The organism is Granulicatella elegans (assembly GCF_020735385.1).
GTDB lineage: Bacteria > Bacillota > Bacilli > Lactobacillales > Aerococcaceae > Granulicatella > Granulicatella elegans_B.
In genome coordinates this window covers 1190609-1206743 of the sequence record NZ_CP085953.1, presented here as the reverse complement: position 1 = coordinate 1206743, position 16135 = coordinate 1190609, and the positions used below count along the sequence as shown (strand labels likewise).

General features: G+C 31.7%; 17 protein-coding genes. 2 read left to right on the top strand and 15 right to left on the bottom strand.

What is annotated here, in order from left to right; genetic code table 11:
- Nucleotides 1–34: 34 nt before the first annotated feature.
- Nucleotides 35–1072: a tryptophan ABC transporter substrate-binding protein gene (trpX, locus tag LK443_RS06025; protein WP_227931045.1), complete on the bottom strand. Its 1038-nt coding sequence runs from the start codon at nt 1070–1072 to the stop codon at nt 35–37.
- Nucleotides 1073–1496: 424 nt separating this feature from the next.
- Between trpX and LK443_RS06020 the strand changes: the two genes are divergently transcribed.
- Nucleotides 1497–2990, top strand: coding sequence for a flavocytochrome c (locus tag LK443_RS06020; RefSeq protein WP_227931044.1), 1494 nt, complete (start codon nt 1497–1499; stop codon nt 2988–2990).
- Between the two features lie 41 nt (nt 2991–3031).
- Here the strand turns inward: LK443_RS06020 and LK443_RS06015 are convergent, their stop codons facing one another.
- Nucleotides 3032–3262: a hypothetical protein gene (locus LK443_RS06015; RefSeq protein WP_227931043.1), complete on the bottom strand. Its 231-nt coding sequence runs from the start codon at nt 3260–3262 to the stop codon at nt 3032–3034.
- A 55-nt stretch (nt 3263–3317) separates the two neighbouring features.
- Nucleotides 3318–3764 (bottom strand): flavodoxin, encoded by a 447-nt coding sequence (locus tag LK443_RS06010; RefSeq protein ID WP_006703079.1) that lies wholly within the window; start codon nt 3762–3764, stop codon nt 3318–3320.
- A 195-nt stretch (nt 3765–3959) separates the two neighbouring features.
- On the opposite strand from LK443_RS06010, the gene LK443_RS06005 reads away from it, so the two are divergent.
- Nucleotides 3960–4838 carry a cation diffusion facilitator family transporter gene (locus LK443_RS06005; RefSeq protein WP_227931042.1) on the top strand — a complete coding sequence of 293 codons (879 nt, stop codon included), beginning with the start codon at nt 3960–3962 and terminating at the stop codon, nt 4836–4838.
- An 8-nt stretch (nt 4839–4846) separates the two neighbouring features.
- Here the strand turns inward: LK443_RS06005 and LK443_RS06000 are convergent, their stop codons facing one another.
- The 12 genes from LK443_RS06000 to mreC form a co-directional block, all read right to left on the bottom strand.
- Entirely contained in the window at nt 4847–5833 is a 987-nt protein-coding gene (locus LK443_RS06000) for a LacI family DNA-binding transcriptional regulator (protein WP_227931041.1), read from the bottom strand.
- 15 nt (nt 5834–5848) lie between these two features.
- Nucleotides 5849–6592 (bottom strand): class A sortase, encoded by a 744-nt coding sequence (locus LK443_RS05995; RefSeq protein WP_227931040.1) that lies wholly within the window; start codon nt 6590–6592, stop codon nt 5849–5851.
- 11 nt (nt 6593–6603) lie between these two features.
- Nucleotides 6604–7212 carry a class I SAM-dependent methyltransferase gene (locus LK443_RS05990; RefSeq protein WP_227931039.1) on the bottom strand — a complete coding sequence of 203 codons (609 nt, stop codon included), beginning with the start codon at nt 7210–7212 and terminating at the stop codon, nt 6604–6606.
- Between the two features lie 278 nt (nt 7213–7490).
- A complete protein-coding gene (locus LK443_RS05985; RefSeq protein ID WP_227931038.1) occupies nt 7491–7760 on the bottom strand; it encodes a GNAT family N-acetyltransferase in 270 nt (89 codons plus the stop codon).
- 239 nt (nt 7761–7999) lie between these two features.
- The gene (locus LK443_RS05980; RefSeq protein ID WP_227931037.1) at nt 8000–8218 is read right to left on the bottom strand and encodes an Rrf2 family transcriptional regulator; all 219 of its coding nucleotides are present in this window, start codon (nt 8216–8218) and stop codon (nt 8000–8002) included.
- A 202-nt stretch (nt 8219–8420) separates the two neighbouring features.
- Nucleotides 8421–8906, bottom strand: a complete 486-nt coding sequence (locus LK443_RS09465) for an FAD-dependent oxidoreductase (protein WP_322563575.1) — start codon at nt 8904–8906, stop codon at nt 8421–8423.
- Between the two features lie 373 nt (nt 8907–9279).
- Nucleotides 9280–10236, bottom strand: a complete 957-nt coding sequence (locus tag LK443_RS05960) for a 3'-5' exoribonuclease YhaM family protein (RefSeq protein WP_227931036.1) — start codon at nt 10234–10236, stop codon at nt 9280–9282.
- Between the two features lie 15 nt (nt 10237–10251).
- Nucleotides 10252–12936, bottom strand: coding sequence for an ATP-binding protein (locus LK443_RS05955; RefSeq protein ID WP_227931035.1), 2685 nt, complete (start codon nt 12934–12936; stop codon nt 10252–10254).
- Nucleotides 12926–14140 (bottom strand): metallophosphoesterase family protein, encoded by a 1215-nt coding sequence (locus LK443_RS05950; protein ID WP_227931034.1) that lies wholly within the window; start codon nt 14138–14140, stop codon nt 12926–12928. The genes LK443_RS05955 and LK443_RS05950 overlap by 11 nt, the downstream gene beginning before the upstream one ends.
- Before the next feature lie 106 nt (nt 14141–14246).
- The gene (locus LK443_RS05945) at nt 14247–14585 is read right to left on the bottom strand and encodes a YlbF family regulator (protein ID WP_227931033.1); all 339 of its coding nucleotides are present in this window, start codon (nt 14583–14585) and stop codon (nt 14247–14249) included.
- A 108-nt stretch (nt 14586–14693) separates the two neighbouring features.
- A complete protein-coding gene (gene mreD / locus LK443_RS05940; protein ID WP_227931032.1) occupies nt 14694–15281 on the bottom strand; it encodes a rod shape-determining protein MreD in 588 nt (195 codons plus the stop codon).
- Complete coding sequence (gene mreC / locus LK443_RS05935; protein ID WP_227931031.1) at nt 15278–16126, bottom strand: rod shape-determining protein MreC; 849 nt, start codon at nt 16124–16126, stop codon at nt 15278–15280. Before mreC ends, mreD begins: the two co-directional genes overlap by 4 nt.
- Nucleotides 16127–16135 lie beyond the last annotated feature (9 nt).

The following is a 16135-nucleotide window of genomic DNA, read 5'->3' as shown; positions in this document are numbered from 1 at the left end:
TATGTTTCTTCTCTAGACTACGCTTTACGATTCGTTATTTTTTAGCAGTAACTTTTTGTGCTTTTTGAGCAATATCTGCTGGAATTGTAATTCCTAATTCTTTTGCTTTTTCTTCATTTAAGTAGATAACACCTTTATTTGCTAATTTAATTGGTGTATCTTCTGGTTTAGCACCTTTTAATACTTCCACGACCATTTTAGCTGTTTCTACACCGATTTGGTATTGGTCAACCCCTAAACCTAACACTCCACCGTCAGCAACCATTGTATCTGCTGAAGGGAATACTGGGATTTTTTTAGCATCTGTTGCTTTAACAACTGTAGACATTGCACTTGCAATTGTATTGTCGATTGGAACAAAGATTGCTTCTACTTGGCTTGCTAAACTTTCTGTTACTTGTTGAATATCATTTGTATTTACAATTGTTGCAACTTTTACTTCTAGTCCTAAAGCTTTTGCATCTTCTTCAGCTTGTTTAGCTTGTTTTACCGAGTTATCTTCACTTGATGTATATAAAATACCAACTGTTTTTAATGTTGGAACAACTTGTTTCATCATTTCTAATTGTTGTTTAATTGGTGTACGGTCACTAACCCCTGTAATATTGTTTCCTGGTTTTTTCTCATCTTTAATTAGTCCTGCTTCTACTGGATAAGTAATCCCACCCATTACGATTGGAATATCTTTTGTTACATTTGCTAATGATAATGTTACAGGTGTTGTAATTCCAACAATCACGTCATTTTTGTTAGAAACTAATTTTTCACTCATTGATGCTAAGTTACTTTGATCCCCTTGTGCATTTTGGAAATCAATTTCTAAGTTTTTACCTGCTTCATAACCTTCTTTAGCTAATTCATCTTGAATCCCTTGGTAAATTGCATCTAATGCTGGATGGCTTAATAATTGTAATACTCCTAATTTCACTTTTTTATCTTGAGTTGTTTGTGCTACTTGTTGTGTATTTATTGTCTTTTGTGATGATTTTTGTACTGTATTGTAAATCAATGATCCTAATAATACGACTAATAATACTAATGAAAATCCTAAAATTCGTTTATTTTTTTTCATAATAAATTCCTCCAATATAACTAAATCAGTTTGAGTGAACTCGATAAATACAAAAAGACCACGTAGGTTCATTTTGATAAGAATCTACGTGGTCGAGTTCGTTCATAGTTATAGTTTGCCACATAGATACAATTTCACGTCAATGAAGGTTGTATCTATATGTACAAAATGTACGTTAAGAACAACCTGTATCTAGTGGCTTTGCCAACGAGTATTTAATTGTAATACGAATACTTGGTTCATGTTCCTAACTCCTTTTCGTTTGATGTCGTTATTATGCGCTGATTCAAATCAATTGTCAACAACTTTTTTATATTTTTCTCATCACTATTTTGTAACAATTTTGTAACATATTGAAAATTAATGAAATTTATGTTAGGATATTTAAGGCAAAAAAAATTATTCACAAAAAAGGAGAATAGAGATGAAGAAAAGTCTTATGGCTAGTTTAGCCTTCGCCTCAGTGCTATTATTATCTGCTTGCGGAAATAGTAGTACTACAAAAACAACAAAGGAGACAACTAAAACAGAAGCTGTTGCAAGTGCATCTGCTCAAAAATATGCAGATCCTTCAACATTAAAAGACAGCTATGATGTTGTAATCGTTGGTTCTGGTGGTGCTGGTTTATCAGCAGCTATCCAAGCTAAAGAAGCTGGTAAAAACCCAGTTATTTTAGAAAAAATGGCAACAGCAGGAGGAAACACAACTAAATCTTCTGCAGGGATGAATGCCTCTCAAACTAAATTCCAAGAAGCAAATGGAATTAAAGATTCAAACGATAAATTCTATGCAGAGTCTTTAAAAGGTGGACACGGAACAAACAATCCTGAATTATTACACTTCTTAGTAGATAACTCTGCTTCTGCTATTGATTGGTTAGATTCTATGGGAATTACATTAAGTAACTTAACAACAACTGGTGGTATGAGTGAAAAACGTACTCACCGTCCTGCAGACGGTTCAGCTGTTGGTGAATATTTAGTAGCTGGATTATTACGTAATGCATCAGAACGTGAAATTCCAGTATTTGTAAACGCAGTTGTAAACAAAGTAAATGAAAAAGATGGTAAAGTAACTGGCGTTACAGTAACGATCGACGGAAATGAAAAAACAATTGCTTCAAACGCTGTTGTTTTAACAACTGGTGGTTTCGGCGCAAATATGGAAATGGTTACTGAATACAAACCTGAATTAAACGGATTTGTAACAACAAACCAAAAAGGTTCAACTGGTGACGGTGTTGTATTAGCCAAAGAAATCGGTGCTGCAACTGTAGATATGGGAGAAATCCAAATCCACCCTACTGTTGAACAAACAACTTCAACATTAATTTCTGAATCAGTTCGTGGTGAAGGTGCAATCCTTGTTAACCAAGATGGTAAACGTTTCTTCAATGAAATGGAAACTCGTGATAAAGTATCTCAAGCAATTATCGGATTACCAGAAAAATATGCATACTTAATTTTAGATAATGCATTAACAGATCGTGCTAAAGCTGTTAAATTCTATCAAAAACGTGGGTTAGTAAAAACTGCTGATACATTAGAAGGCTTAGCAAAAGAAATTGGTGTACCTGCTGAAAACTTAAAAGCAACTTTAGAAGCTTGGAACAAAGCTGTTGCTGATAAAAAAGATGGCGAATTTGGTCGTTCAACTGCTATGGATCACGACTTAACAACTGGTCCATTCCACGCAATCAAAATCGCACCTGGTATTCACCACACAATGGGTGGTTTGAAAATTAATACAAACGCTCAAGTATTAAAAGAAGACGGTTCAGTTATCAATGGATTATACGCTGCTGGTGAAGTAACTGGTGGAGTTCACGGTGCTAACCGTATCGGTGGTAACGCTGTAGCTGACATCATCATCTTTGGACGTCAAGCTGGAGCACAAGCTGCTGCTTACTTAAAATAATGAATACATCAAAAAAGGTTGCCTGTCTTGGCAACCTTTTTTTAATCCTCATCCTTAATATCAATATCTTCTGGAATCGGTTCATCTAAGTATTTTTGGTATTCTTCAATCATTTTTTGACGTTGCTTCATAAAAAAATCAAATTGAGATCGATTAATGAGGACTTCATCATCCACTGTAATCGTAGAAATTTGCTTTTCACGAATTAAATATAATACATACGCAATATCTACTTCTAAATATTCCGCAATCCCTTCAATTGTTTGATACATCTTTTTTCTCCATAAATAAAAGTAACAGTTTATTTCCAAACTGTTACCTTCTCTTCTATCCTAATTTTTCTACTAAACTTTTCGCAAAAGCTTCGATATTTTTCACATCTTCTTCTTCTGCATTTAAATCAACTAATACATTTTCTGCACCTTTTGTCGCACCAGTTTTAGCAAATTGTTCATCAAAATCTAATACTGATTGACAGAATTTATCATAGAAAGTATCTCCAGAACCTAATGCTCCATATATTTTTCCTGATAAATCTTCTTCTTCTAATTCTTCATAAAAATCAACGATTTCATCTGGTAAATCACCATCTGTACCATAAGTGTAAGTTGCGACTACACAAATATCATAGTCATGAAATTCATCAGCTGTAGCAGAAGTACATTCTTTAATATCTACTTCTACTCCTTGTTCTTCTAATGATTCTGCTAAAATATCTGCAATTTCTTCTGTGTTTCCTGTTAAACTAGCATATACAATTAATGCTGTTGCCATTTACTTCACTCTCTTTCGTTTCAATTGTTTTTATTATACCAAAAGAATTCCTCAAGAGATAGTCAAAAAAAGAGATTTATTATGTCATTTTCATACATATTTTCAAATAAAATTACCTTCATAGCATTTTCTTTTTATTTTCAGTCTTTTTTTGTTATAATTTTATAATAAATTTTACAGAATCGAGGAAATGAAATGAACGCTACTCAACGTTTAAAACAAGCTGAAAAAGGTGCAATTCTAAGTATTATCACTTACATCATTCTTTCAAGTAGCAAATTACTATTTGGAAAATTATTTTTCTCTCAAGCACTCTTTGCAGATGGCTTAAATAATTTAACAGATGTTTTATCTTCCATTTTAGTATTTATAGGTTTAAAAATTTCACAAAAACCTGCCGATAAAAATCACCCCTATGGACATTGGAAATTTGAAACTCTTGCAAGCCTCATTACTTCTTTTATTATGTGTATCATTGGAATAGAAGTTATTAGAAACTCTTGGACTACTATTATGAATCCAACTCCAGAACTCCCATCACTCATTACTGCTTTAGTAGGATTTATTTCTGGTATAATGATGTACGGAGTTTATCGTTTTAACGATTCACTAGCTAAAAAAATAAATTCTATCGGGCTAAAAGCAGCAGCAAAGGATAATTATAGTGATGCCTTAACAAGTATTTCTACTTCTATTGCCATTTTCACAGCAATTTTAGGACTCTCATGGTTAGATGGAGTGATGGCTTTTATTGTCGGAATGATGATTTTAAAAACTGCTTATGATGTTTTCAGTGAAAGTACCTTCCAATTAACGGACGGATTTGAAACAGAAGAAATGAAAGAATATAAACCTCTCATACTCTCTCACCCAGAAGTTAAAAGTATTGAAGAAATGAAAGCTAGACGATATGGTTCTAATATTTATTTAGATTTAACTGTTTGTATGGATCCTAATTTAACCGTTTGGAGAAGTCATGAAATAACAGAAGAAATCGAAACAGAGCTCGCTGAACACTTCGGAATCAATTTCATAGATATTCATGTTGAACCTTATAAAAAAGCTAGAAATTAGGTGTTTTCCTAATTTCTAGCTTTTTTTGTACTTTCTCCTAGTTTTACATGAACTGGAATCGTCGTTTTTATCTCGCAAGGAATGTTTCGAATTAATTTTTCTAAAACTTTCATGGAGACTCTTCCAGCTTCTTTAAACTGATATTCAACCGTTGTTAATGTTGGATTCATAAATTGACCAATTTCATATCCACCAAATCCCGCAATCGCAACTTCCTCAGGTATTTTTCTACCACACTGTTGAGCGGCTTTCATTAAAGCTACTGCAATCTTATCGGTTGCTGCAATGACTAAAGAATGTGTTTGATCTTTAAATAAATCCATCCCGATGGTCAATGCTTTTTGAGATGAGAAATCTCCTTCTAACTGTTCAATTTTTTCAAATTGATGAGCTTTTGCTCCTGAAAAAATCCCTTCTTTTCGAACAACTCCAACTGCATAATCTCGTTTCGAAACTCCTACATAAGTTAATTCATGATAACCTAATTCTGCAAGATTTTTAACTAACTCAAACCCTGCTGCATAGTCATCGTGAACTACGCTATGAATTTCATCATATTCTTGTCCAACTATTACAACGGGGACTGGACAATTTTTAATTGCTGTAATATGTGCTGAAGTTATCTCTGTTGCAATCAAGATAATACCGGCAACTTTATTTCGAGCAAAAGTTTCAATAGCTTTAATTTCTCTTTTACTATCTTGTCTGGCATTATTCATAATAAATTCATAGTTTAATTCTTCAACAACTTCATCAATCCCCATTAATGTCTGAGCAGTAGCAGCTGAATCTACTCTTGGTACAATCACACCAATCATGGAACTTAATTTCGCTTTTAAGCTTCGAGCAAATGGGCTTGGCGTATAATTTTCTTCTTTAATAACTTTTTCAATTTTTTGCGCTGTTTCTAAACTAATCGATCCACCATTTAAATATCTTGAAACGGTACTTTTCGTTACACCAGCTTTTTTCGCAATATCTTGAATAGTTGCCAATTACTCCACCTGCCTTTATAACGTTGTAAAATCAATATTAAATGCTTGTTTTACATCTTCAGTGACATCACTAATTGGTGTTTTTGAAACGAATTTTCCTTTAAAGCTGTAACGACGAGAAGCTTGTAAATCATCACATGTAATTAAAGTAATCTCTGTTTTTCCTGGTACATCATAAATCACTTCAACTTGATAAGCTTCCACTAAATCGATACTTGTAGTTTCGTATTCATAGACATATTCCATATCTGTTAAATAGATTTTATCGCCAACTTTTAATTTAATTAATGGTGAAAATAATAATTTTTCATCTGAAAAATAGTGATGACTCGCTAATGCATAATTTCCTTCCCCCATTTTTTGAGTTGGTTTCATTGTTCCAGCTCCCGCTAATAACACTGGATTAGAAATTCCTTTATAAATTGGTAAATTTAATTTCACACTTGGAACAGCAATTGCTCCTAAAGTTAAAAACTTAGACGTATCCATCTTCGCTTTAAGCACTGATTGTAAATCTAAAGGCTCAACCGTTGAAAAATCAAACTCTGCATCTTGAGTTTCATTTTCTTTTACTTCGGCTGCGGTAACCTTACTTAATTGTTGCGTATGCTCTTGTTGGAATTGTGCTAGCATATAAGAACGAATCGGTCCAGCAGCAAATAGCAATCCTGCAATAATGAATAATAGTCCGGCCACCCATATTCTCCAATTAAAGCCTTTCTTTCTTTTTTTCTTTTTCATCTTTTCTCTTCTTGTCATAATATTCTCCTTTAAACTTTTGTACTTACTAAAATCCAATATCCTTTATCCCATTGAATTCTTTCACAGTTACCAAATACTTCTTCCATTTTCTTTTGAGCACTTGGAGCTCCTTGTTTCTTTTGAATCACAATGACTAATTGCCCATTTTTAGATAAATAATCATATGCTTTTTCTAAAATAGTATGAACAACTGTTTTTCCAGCACGAATCGGTGGATTACTAATAATGATTTCATATTGAGATTTTTTTACAGCATCATATAAATTACTTTCATGTATATCCACATTATGAATTCCATTTTTCTCAGCATTTTCCTTTGCTAATAATAAAGCACGTTCATTCACATCTATCATCTCAATGGATAATTCAGGATAAGCTTTTCCATAAGCTAGCCCCATTGTCCCATAACCACAGCCAATATCCAATAAACTTGCTTTTTGAAACTGTTCAGGAATATCATAAGACTCAACTAATAATTCACTTCCAAAATCAACAGTATGTTTTGAAAAAACTCCATTATCACTTGTAAAAGAAAGAGTGTTTCCTTTTAAGCGATATGTCCAATGTTTTTGTTGGCTAATGCTATCTGGATTTTTTGTATAATAATGATTTGCCATAAATTCTCCTTTTTCTTCCATAATAATTAACTATACTATTTCTTTTCAAAACTTCCAACACTTATGATAAAAATTTAATCATTCTGTAAGAAATTATAAAACCAAAAAACCCGTTGCTATTTCTAACAACGGGAAAAGGTTAGGAGGGTTTACTAATAAAAAATGTTGGGAGTTCATTTTTTATTTTGGAGAAGTAAACCTTAGGTGTTTTATTGGGTATGCATGTATTATAAAGGTAAAATATGAATTTTTTGTGATTTTTTATGAAATTTAACTTTTTATATTTTTACATCGGTATATTCATCATATTTTTTAAATAAATTAACGACATATGAACACGTTGGATGGATTTTCTTCTGATTTTCCCTTGCATAATCCGCTAATTTATCGACTAATAATTTTCCAATTCCTTGCCCTCTATAAATCGGATCTACAAAAGTATGATCAGCAATCAATACATATTTTTCAACTTGAAAAGTAATTTCAGCATCCACTTCACCCACAGCATTATAATGTCTAAATGCATTTTCTTCTTTTACAAATTCCATTAAACTCACTCCTTAAAGTTCATTCTAAACTTCGACTTGTTCAGACTTTTTTGTAACCGTTATACAACATCTAGTATACTCTGTTTTTGATAAAAATCTATTTGATTTTGAATTTGTTCTTCTTATAGGTCAAAAAAAACACCACAAATATGATTCGCCACAAGACATACTTCATCTAAAGTTGATTGATATTGTTTTTTTAATCGTTGATTCTCTCCAACTAGAATAAACAAATCTCCTCATAAAATATCTTTGGAATCTACTTGAATCTTGTATCCTCCATTAACTCCATTCACAACATCAACATACCCATTAGAAGAAGCTAAACTCATCACTTTTCGATTAATAACAGGATTACTACATGCATGATGTGCTAATTGTTGACTAGAAAATCTTCTATCATAATGTACAGATAAATAGGTTAAACAATGGATGATCACTATAAGGTCGTTTCCCATTTCGATTCCTCTATTTGATTAATCCAAATATATCATTTAAGGCTTCTGCCATTGTTGGGTGAGTGAAGATTTAGTCACGTAAAGCTGTATAAGATAATTTTGCTTTAATAGCAGTAACAATGATATTAATCACTTCATGAGACTCTTCAGCAAATAATGTTGCCCCAACAAATTCATTTGTTTGTTCCTGTACTAAAACTTTCTAGAATCCATCTTGATTTTCTAAAATTTTAACTTTTGGAACACCAGCCATTGGTAACTTAGCAACTTTCACTGGAATACCTGCTGCTTGCGCTGCTTTTTCATTTAACCCAACACTTGATAATGTAGGACTAATAAATGTTGAAGTAGGAATGAATGAACGTTCTTTAGTTGAATATTCTTTATTTCCTGCTAAGAAGTTTTTCACGATTCTGAAGTCATCTAATAAGATAAATGTGAATTGAGGTCCACCATTTACATCTCCTAATGCAAAGATATGTGGTTTATTTGTTTGTAAAAATTCATTTACTTTAATTGCTCCACGTTCAGATAATTCAACACCAGCTTTTTCTAAGTCTAAGCCTTGGATATTTGGTTTTCTACCAGTTGCTACTAAAACTGCATCTGCTACATATTCTTCCACTCCATTTGCAGTATCTACAGCAACTGTATGTTCAGCTACAAAACGACCGAATCCATCTACAATTGTTACATTAGGAGCAGCATTAACTTTTTGAACATTTGCTTGATTTAAGGCAATAATTAAAGCTTTTTTCTCTTGAATTGATTTTTGATAATAACTTGCTGCATCTTCTTGGCTATATTTTTTACAAGCTGCTGCTGTTGCAATTTTTTAGTTGGAATACATCTAACATTGATACTTGTTCCACCGTACATTACAGGAGATTTTTCAATTAAAACTTTTTTTCTCCTTGTTTTCCTAAGTAAGCAGCGATAGTTTTACCTGCTTTACCAAACCCAATAATAATATTTTTTTACATTTTTTGACATTTGAATCGCCTTTCTTTAAGTGTGATATTTTTAATTACAGTTTATAGCATATACCTCTTTTTTATTTTCTACTCTACAGTTTGTGGTTTATAAAATGTTCGATGATCTAATCCAAAAATTCGCTCACTAAATTGTCCTGGTTCTGTCTTTTGTAATGCTGAAGTAATCATTGTGACACTCGCATCCATTAAGTCCACATGATGTAAAATTTCTGCTTCTAATAATAATGGACGAACTGGAGAACCATATTCTAATTTACCATGATGAGCTAATACTAAATGTTTTAATAAAACAACATCTTCATGGCTTTGATCAATCTCTAATTCTTCACAGGCTTTTGTTATTTCTTCATCCATTAACACAATATGACCCATTAATTTTCCTTTTAGAGTATACTCTGTTCCAACAGCTCCTGATAATTCAATAATCTTCCCAATATCATGTAATAAAGCACCTGAAAGTAATAATGAACGATTTACTTCTGGATATTGTTCCGCAATAGATTTAGCTAAGCGTAATATCGATAAAGTATGATAACTTAATCCTCCTGCAAACGCATGATGGTGTCGCTTAGCTGCAGGGTATTCGAAGAAATCTTGTTGATACTTCCCTAAAATTTTGTGCACAATTCTTCGCATGACTGGATTAATGATTTCAAACAGAATAGAATTTAATTCAGTCTCCATTTCGTCTCTTTTCATTGGTGCGTGTTCTAAGAAATCTGAAACCTCATTTGGTTCACCAAATTCTGGTCTAGATAAACGTAATCCAGTAATTTTAATCTGGGGCATTCCATTAAAGATTTCTCTTTTTCCAGCAAGATAAACAATACTTCCTGATGAAAAACGTTCAATTTCTTCTGGAGTTGCAGACCAATATTTTCCATCCATTTGACCTGACTTATCTTGGAAGGTAAAAGCTAAAAATGGCTTTCCATTCTTTGCTAATCTTACGTCTGCTGTTTTAATTAATAAAAATAACTCCAACGGTTCATCTACTGCGTAATCATATAATTTTTTTACCATGAATACCTCTTCTTTCTATCTTTGTAATCTTATTACATTAGCTTCTGTTTCAGCAATTGTAAATGGCTCATCATCTAATGAAAAATAAATCACTTGTACTTTACTTGAAAGCTCTTTAATTAATTGTAACATAATCTGTTTACGTTCACTATCAAAATTCACGAAACTATCATCGATTAACACCGGTAATGGAACTTTAGAAGATAGATTACCGATAAATGCCAATCGAAGACTCACTAATAATTGATCCAAAGTTCCCCTTGATAATTCACTCGCAAATAACCACTGTTTTTCATTATTTTGTACAGCTATTTTCATATTTTTCATTTGAATAGCTTGATATCTACCTTGAGTTAATCGATTAAAATAATGAGCCGCTATCTTTAGCACTTCATCTGTTTGAGTCGGCAACTGGTTTTGTAAACTTTCTAAAATCCATTTTGAAGCGTATAAAGAACTTGCCCATTTTACTATTTGTTCTTCTACTTCTGCCTTCCATAATTCAAATTGAATCACTTGTTCATGGTATGTTCCATCTGTTACTAAATGATGAATCTGTTGTAGATTTTTTGCTTGTTCTTCTAATAAAAATTGATTTTTTTGAAGAAGTATGACTAATGATTGATGAGTCTCTTTCATTTTTTTCTCTAATTCTTCTTGATTTTGTAACTTTTTAAGTTCTTCTAAATATGGTTCTAAAGCTTGTTTGATTTGAGTATATTGTTGGATGAGCAAACGATTCGCTTCATATTCTGCTTCTTTTTGATAAAATTCCTCCATATTTTGAACGTTTGCTGTCTTCAATAATACTTCTAATTGTTCTTTTAACACTTGTTTTTCACGATACAATTGATGAATTTGTTCTTGTAATTTTAACCCTTCATTCATCTGAATCATTTCTGTTTGATAAGAATTTTGAACTTCCTGAATGATTTTTTTTAATAATTTCCATTCTAATTCAATCGTATGAGGAATAGCTTCTTTTTTCAGTTCAAACACCCACTGCCAATTCTTCTGTAATTGCATGAACTCTTTTTCAATTTGACGAAGTAATTCTTCTTTTGTTTGAGCCTGTTTAACAAAGTATCGAAGAGATTTTAAAACATCTCCTTGGCAAAGTTGTTCTACTGATATTTGGGAGTCAGCATATCCATAGTTATTTCTCCAACTAACTAATTCCAGTGAAATTTTCTCGAGTTTTTCTTTATTAATGGTTCTTTGTAATGTATATCCTTCTAATTCAACAGTGATTTTCTCTAATCTTTTTGAGAAATAGTCCTTAACTTGATTTGTATGGGTAGATTTCTTTCCATACATCCAACTAAATAAACTGATTATTAAACCACTGATTCCTCCAATTGCTTTTAACACAGGATTTGTAAATAACATCAGAGAAAAAAGAATAACCACTACTCCACTAAACATCAACAGTCCATTAACATTCAATCGAGGATAGTTGCTATTTTGTTTTTCAGAATGACTCTTGATTTTTTCTTGTTCTTCTTTTAAGCGAGCTATTTGACTTTCTAATTCTATTTCTGCAAAATTCAGAAATTTTTCCTGATGAATCTTTTCTTTTAATTGTTCTATTTCATGTTCTGGGATTTCTATAGGAAGAAATTCATGATGGATATTCCACATTTTTTCTTCTTTTAAAATATTTTGTTGCAATTCCTCTATTTCTAATGTTAATTTTTTTCTAATCAGTATCTTTTCTTCAATGTCCTCTTCCAGTAAAGAAATATTTAATAACTGAGACCATCTTTCATCTTCTTTTAATTGTTGATGATTCTGATGTTTTTCTTTCCATAAATGATACTCTTTCTGTAATTGTTGAAGTTGTTGCTCATTCCATTCAGAATCGATTCGACTTTTTTCTAGTTCGTATTTCCACTCTGGATTCCAACTATCTTCCTGATTAAAATGAATCTTATTTCTTAACTCTATCCATTTTTCATAGTTGCTCCAATGAGCTTGTAATAATTGAAGTTTTCTTTCTTCTTCTTGTTTTTTCTGAATCATCTGTGAAAGGCTTTGAATCTCTTGCTTCTTATTTTCAGATTTTTGAAGCGTTTCTTCATATACATCATTATTTTTTGCTAAATCTTCAATTTTCCGCATTTGTAAATCTAATTGTTGTAATTGTTGGTTTATCACTCTTTTAACTGCTTTAGGAGTGAAAATTGACTCTGCTTGTTTTTGTAATTTCGTCGATAATTTCATCCATTCTTCACTACCGGTTACACTCACACTATAGAGAAACTGATCCATCTCCTCCATTGAAGAAAAATGAAATTGGTCTAATTGCTCTTTATTAAATCCAAAAACTTGTACATATTGTTTCTCATCTATTTGGGAAATTATTTGTTTCCATTTATCTTCTGATAAACTTTTTCCTAAACTTGTTTCGCATCGAAAAAATAATTTTCCATTTTTTATCATTCGTTCAATGACTAACGAACCTTCAGCTGTTTTTTCTAACCAAATTCTTCCTCCCATCATTCCCCCATTTAGAGGTTCATATGGGTATTTCCCAGCAAATTTCTTTGGAAAACCAAAGAACATATGTTGAATAAAAGAACGTAACGTTGATTTTCCCGATTCATTTTTCCCCTGAAATATTTGTAGTTGATGATGAAAATCCATTTTCACTTTTGACCATTTACCATATCCAAATATTTCTATTTGCTTAATGTACATTTTCATCACCTTCTTCCATATTTGTTTCAATTAAACATTTTGCTTTTTGAATGATTTTATGTTGAAATGATTGGCTACTCATTTCTTTTGAAAAATATTTTGCTAACAATGAGTGTTGCATAGCAGTCGTTTGAATTTCGAGAAATCGATTTTGATGACTTTCTTCATCCTCTAATAAATCAATCCATAACTGATTATTTTCTTTAAAAGATTGATAATCCACTTCCATTTCTATTACATATAAATTGCTGTAATTCTTTGCAATTTCATTTTGTAATATATCTTCTATTAATTTCAACCAAGCTTGATTAAATCCTCTACTTACTTTAAGAACAAATTTTAATAAATAAGTCTTGTCCGAATTCCACGTTTTTTTCGCAATATGATGATATAACTTTGCTACAATAAATTCTACTGAAGAAATTTTTTCACAATCAAATGTCATTGCTATCCATTCAATTGAATTACAAGACATAAAATTTCTTTCCATTGGCAAAGTTTTATCTAAAGTCACAAGATAAAATCCTTTTTCCCCAACTTCCTTAAAACTTCTTCCTTGAATTGTTCCAGAATATGCGATTCTTCCATCAGAATCTAAATCCATAGCTCGATGAATATGTCCTAAAGCCCAATAATCATAATGAAGCTTTTCTAAATCACCTACTTTAAACGGAGCATAAGCTCCAGAAGAATCAGAAGTTGTACAAGTTTGCCCATGATACATTCCAATGTGATAATCCACTAATGCATTTCTCATTGGAAATTGCAGCGCCATCGACTCTGTTATCCATCTTGTTTCAAAACTAAATCCACTAATCGCAACACTTTCACCAGATAAAGTGGTCAGTATTTCTGTTGAAACCTCCTTCTTAAAAACTTTTACAAACTCATTATTCCACTCTTCAGTAAACCTCCCATAATCATGATTTCCATGAATTAAATACGTATAAATACCTGATTGAGCTAGTCTTTGAAATTGTTCTTTTAAAAAGATTTTTTCTTGAATATGTTGCTGACTTGAATCAAATATGTCCCCTGAAATTAGAACAAAATCAACATGATATTCAATTGCAGTTTCTATTAATGTTAAAAAAGCTTTTTTTGTAGCTTCGATTGCTTGAGATGCAATCGTACTATTTTTTTGTTGAAGTCCTGTAAACGGACTTCCTAAATGTATATCGGCACAATGAATAAAGCGAATCATAAAAACTCCTTATCTGTAAAAATAAAAAACGGTCTATTCACTTCTAGTCCATTATGAATTTTATTCATTTGGCTAAAAATCAATAAGACCGTTTCGATCAATGTAATTATTGATATAATTCTTGTAATGAAGTCGTTAAAATACGATTAATATCTTGCATCATCACATTTAAACGTTGTTCTGCTTGCATTAATGTTTGAATAGCTTCGTTAGAACTAGCTTTTTGATATAAAGCATTTGCATAATCCATATCTTCTTCAGTCAAATCTTCAGCATTCATTTGTTTTTGTTGGAATTTTACATTCATATCACGGAACTCTTCAAATAAAGCTTTCGCTTCTTCTGATTGTTGTACTGCTTCAAAAGCCTCTTTCACTGCAGCAAACTCATCTGATTGACGAAGTTCACGTTCTAATTGATTCGCTGTATCGTATAAATTGCTCATCATCATACCTCCTTTTTCCAAACTCATTATAACATAACTATAACGTTTTCTTCTACTTTTTCGCACATATGTTCGCACATAAAAAAGCCGGCTATAGCCGACTTTCTGTTAATGATAATGATAAGAATTCCCATGATTTCTACGAGTTGCTCGCAATGAAATTTTCTCATGAGAAATTCCAGATTGTACCCATAAAGCAAAGTTTTTCAAAGGAATATATAATACATAATACAAAACAAGATTTAATACTAAACTTGAACCTAAACGTTGGATTAAAAATTGTTGCACTGAAAGATGTTGAATCCCTATTAATGTATAAATGATATATACTCCGGTTTCAGTAATCGTTAATAAGAGAATTAAAGCTAATCCCAACGTAAATGGATTGATACTAATTTTCCCTCTAATATGACCGATTAGTCGAATAATAACAGCAAAAATTGCCATATAAACTCCTAAAATACCAGAATAGTAACTATCATACATAAATCCAACCATTACTGCAAACCAAAACATACTTGAATGATCAATAATAAAAGTTAATAAGATTAATGTTATAACCACAATTCTTGGAACAAGAGTATACCCTGATTCAATTAAAAATACCGAAAAATGATTCATCATCACTCCATCTATTAAAAAAGCAATAATCATCAAAATGGGTAACCAATAAATACGCTTCGAAGTATGCATCATTCAGTCCTACTTTCACTTGTTCGCTTCACCACTGTTACATAACGAACATCATTTGTATCTGCTGCTGGTTTAATACGAACTTCTTTATATAATCCAAAACGATCCATTGCTACTTCTTCAACAGTTCCTATATATAAAGAACTTGGAGAAACGCCTCCTAAACCAGACGTCACAACTTTATCCCCAACTTTAATTTCTTGAGTTGCTTGAATTTGACTCATAATTAAAATGTTTTTTTCATGGTCATAACCTGTTAATGTTCCATAAATCGATTCTTTTTCTCCTTGAATCATCGCTGCAACACGAACTAAGGTATGATCATTATTCGATAATAATGCAACTCTAGCACTTGTAGGATTCACATCTAATACTTTACCTACTAGACCATTATCACTCATAACAGACATTTGAGGAGTTAATCCATCATTTGCTCCCTTATTAATCGTAACAATATCTCTCCAAGTATCTGGATTTCTTGCAATAACTGTTGCGTTAATTAAAGTATAGTCGTTTAAAGTATCTTGTAACTTCAACGTTTCCTTCATTTTTTCATTATCTTTTTTTAAGTCATTTAGTTGAACTTCTAATTCATAAATTGTTTCTACTTTTTGTTTTAACGTCTGATTTTCTTGATAAGTATTTGTCAAATTGGAAATACTTTCCATAAAATCATTGACACTATTGGCAGGATACGCAAGCATTCGTCCTAAAATATTCGTCACATCATTAACACCTTGCGAAACAATAGTACTACCAACAGTGAGTGAAAAAGTAATGAGTAAAAGTGTAACAATTCCACCTAAAACCCAACCAATTAATTTCTTATTCGAAAATATTGGATTCACTGTTCAGTC

Excerpts from the sequence above, each read along its gene's own strand:
- LK443_RS05990 (WP_227931039.1), bottom strand. The coding sequence starts at position 7,212 with ATGGCAAATCATTATTATACAAAAAATCCAGATAGCATTAGCCAACAA.
- LK443_RS05980 (WP_227931037.1), bottom strand. The coding sequence starts at position 8,218 with ATGGGAAACGACCTTATAGTGATCATCCATTGTTTAACCTATTTATCT.
- mreD (WP_227931032.1), bottom strand. The coding sequence starts at position 15,281 with ATGATGCATACTTCGAAGCGTATTTATTGGTTACCCATTTTGATGATT.
- LK443_RS05985 (WP_227931038.1), bottom strand. The coding sequence starts at position 7,760 with ATGGAATTTGTAAAAGAAGAAAATGCATTTAGACATTATAATGCTGTG.
- LK443_RS05955 (WP_227931035.1), bottom strand. The coding sequence starts at position 12,936 with ATGTACATTAAGCAAATAGAAATATTTGGATATGGTAAATGGTCAAAA.
- LK443_RS06005 (WP_227931042.1), top strand. The coding sequence starts at position 3,960 with ATGAACGCTACTCAACGTTTAAAACAAGCTGAAAAAGGTGCAATTCTA.
- trpX (WP_227931045.1), bottom strand. The coding sequence starts at position 1,072 with ATGAAAAAAAATAAACGAATTTTAGGATTTTCATTAGTATTATTAGTC.
- LK443_RS06010 (WP_006703079.1), bottom strand. The coding sequence starts at position 3,764 with ATGGCAACAGCATTAATTGTATATGCTAGTTTAACAGGAAACACAGAA.
- LK443_RS05945 (WP_227931033.1), bottom strand. The coding sequence starts at position 14,585 with ATGAGCAATTTATACGATACAGCGAATCAATTAGAACGTGAACTTCGT.
- LK443_RS05960 (WP_227931036.1), bottom strand. The coding sequence starts at position 10,236 with ATGGTAAAAAAATTATATGATTACGCAGTAGATGAACCGTTGGAGTTA.
- LK443_RS06015 (WP_227931043.1), bottom strand. The coding sequence starts at position 3,262 with ATGTATCAAACAATTGAAGGGATTGCGGAATATTTAGAAGTAGATATT.
- LK443_RS05950 (WP_227931034.1), bottom strand. The coding sequence starts at position 14,140 with ATGATTCGCTTTATTCATTGTGCCGATATACATTTAGGAAGTCCGTTT.
- LK443_RS06020 (WP_227931044.1), top strand. The coding sequence starts at position 1,497 with ATGAAGAAAAGTCTTATGGCTAGTTTAGCCTTCGCCTCAGTGCTATTA.
- LK443_RS05995 (WP_227931040.1), bottom strand. The coding sequence starts at position 6,592 with ATGACAAGAAGAGAAAAGATGAAAAAGAAAAAAAGAAAGAAAGGCTTT.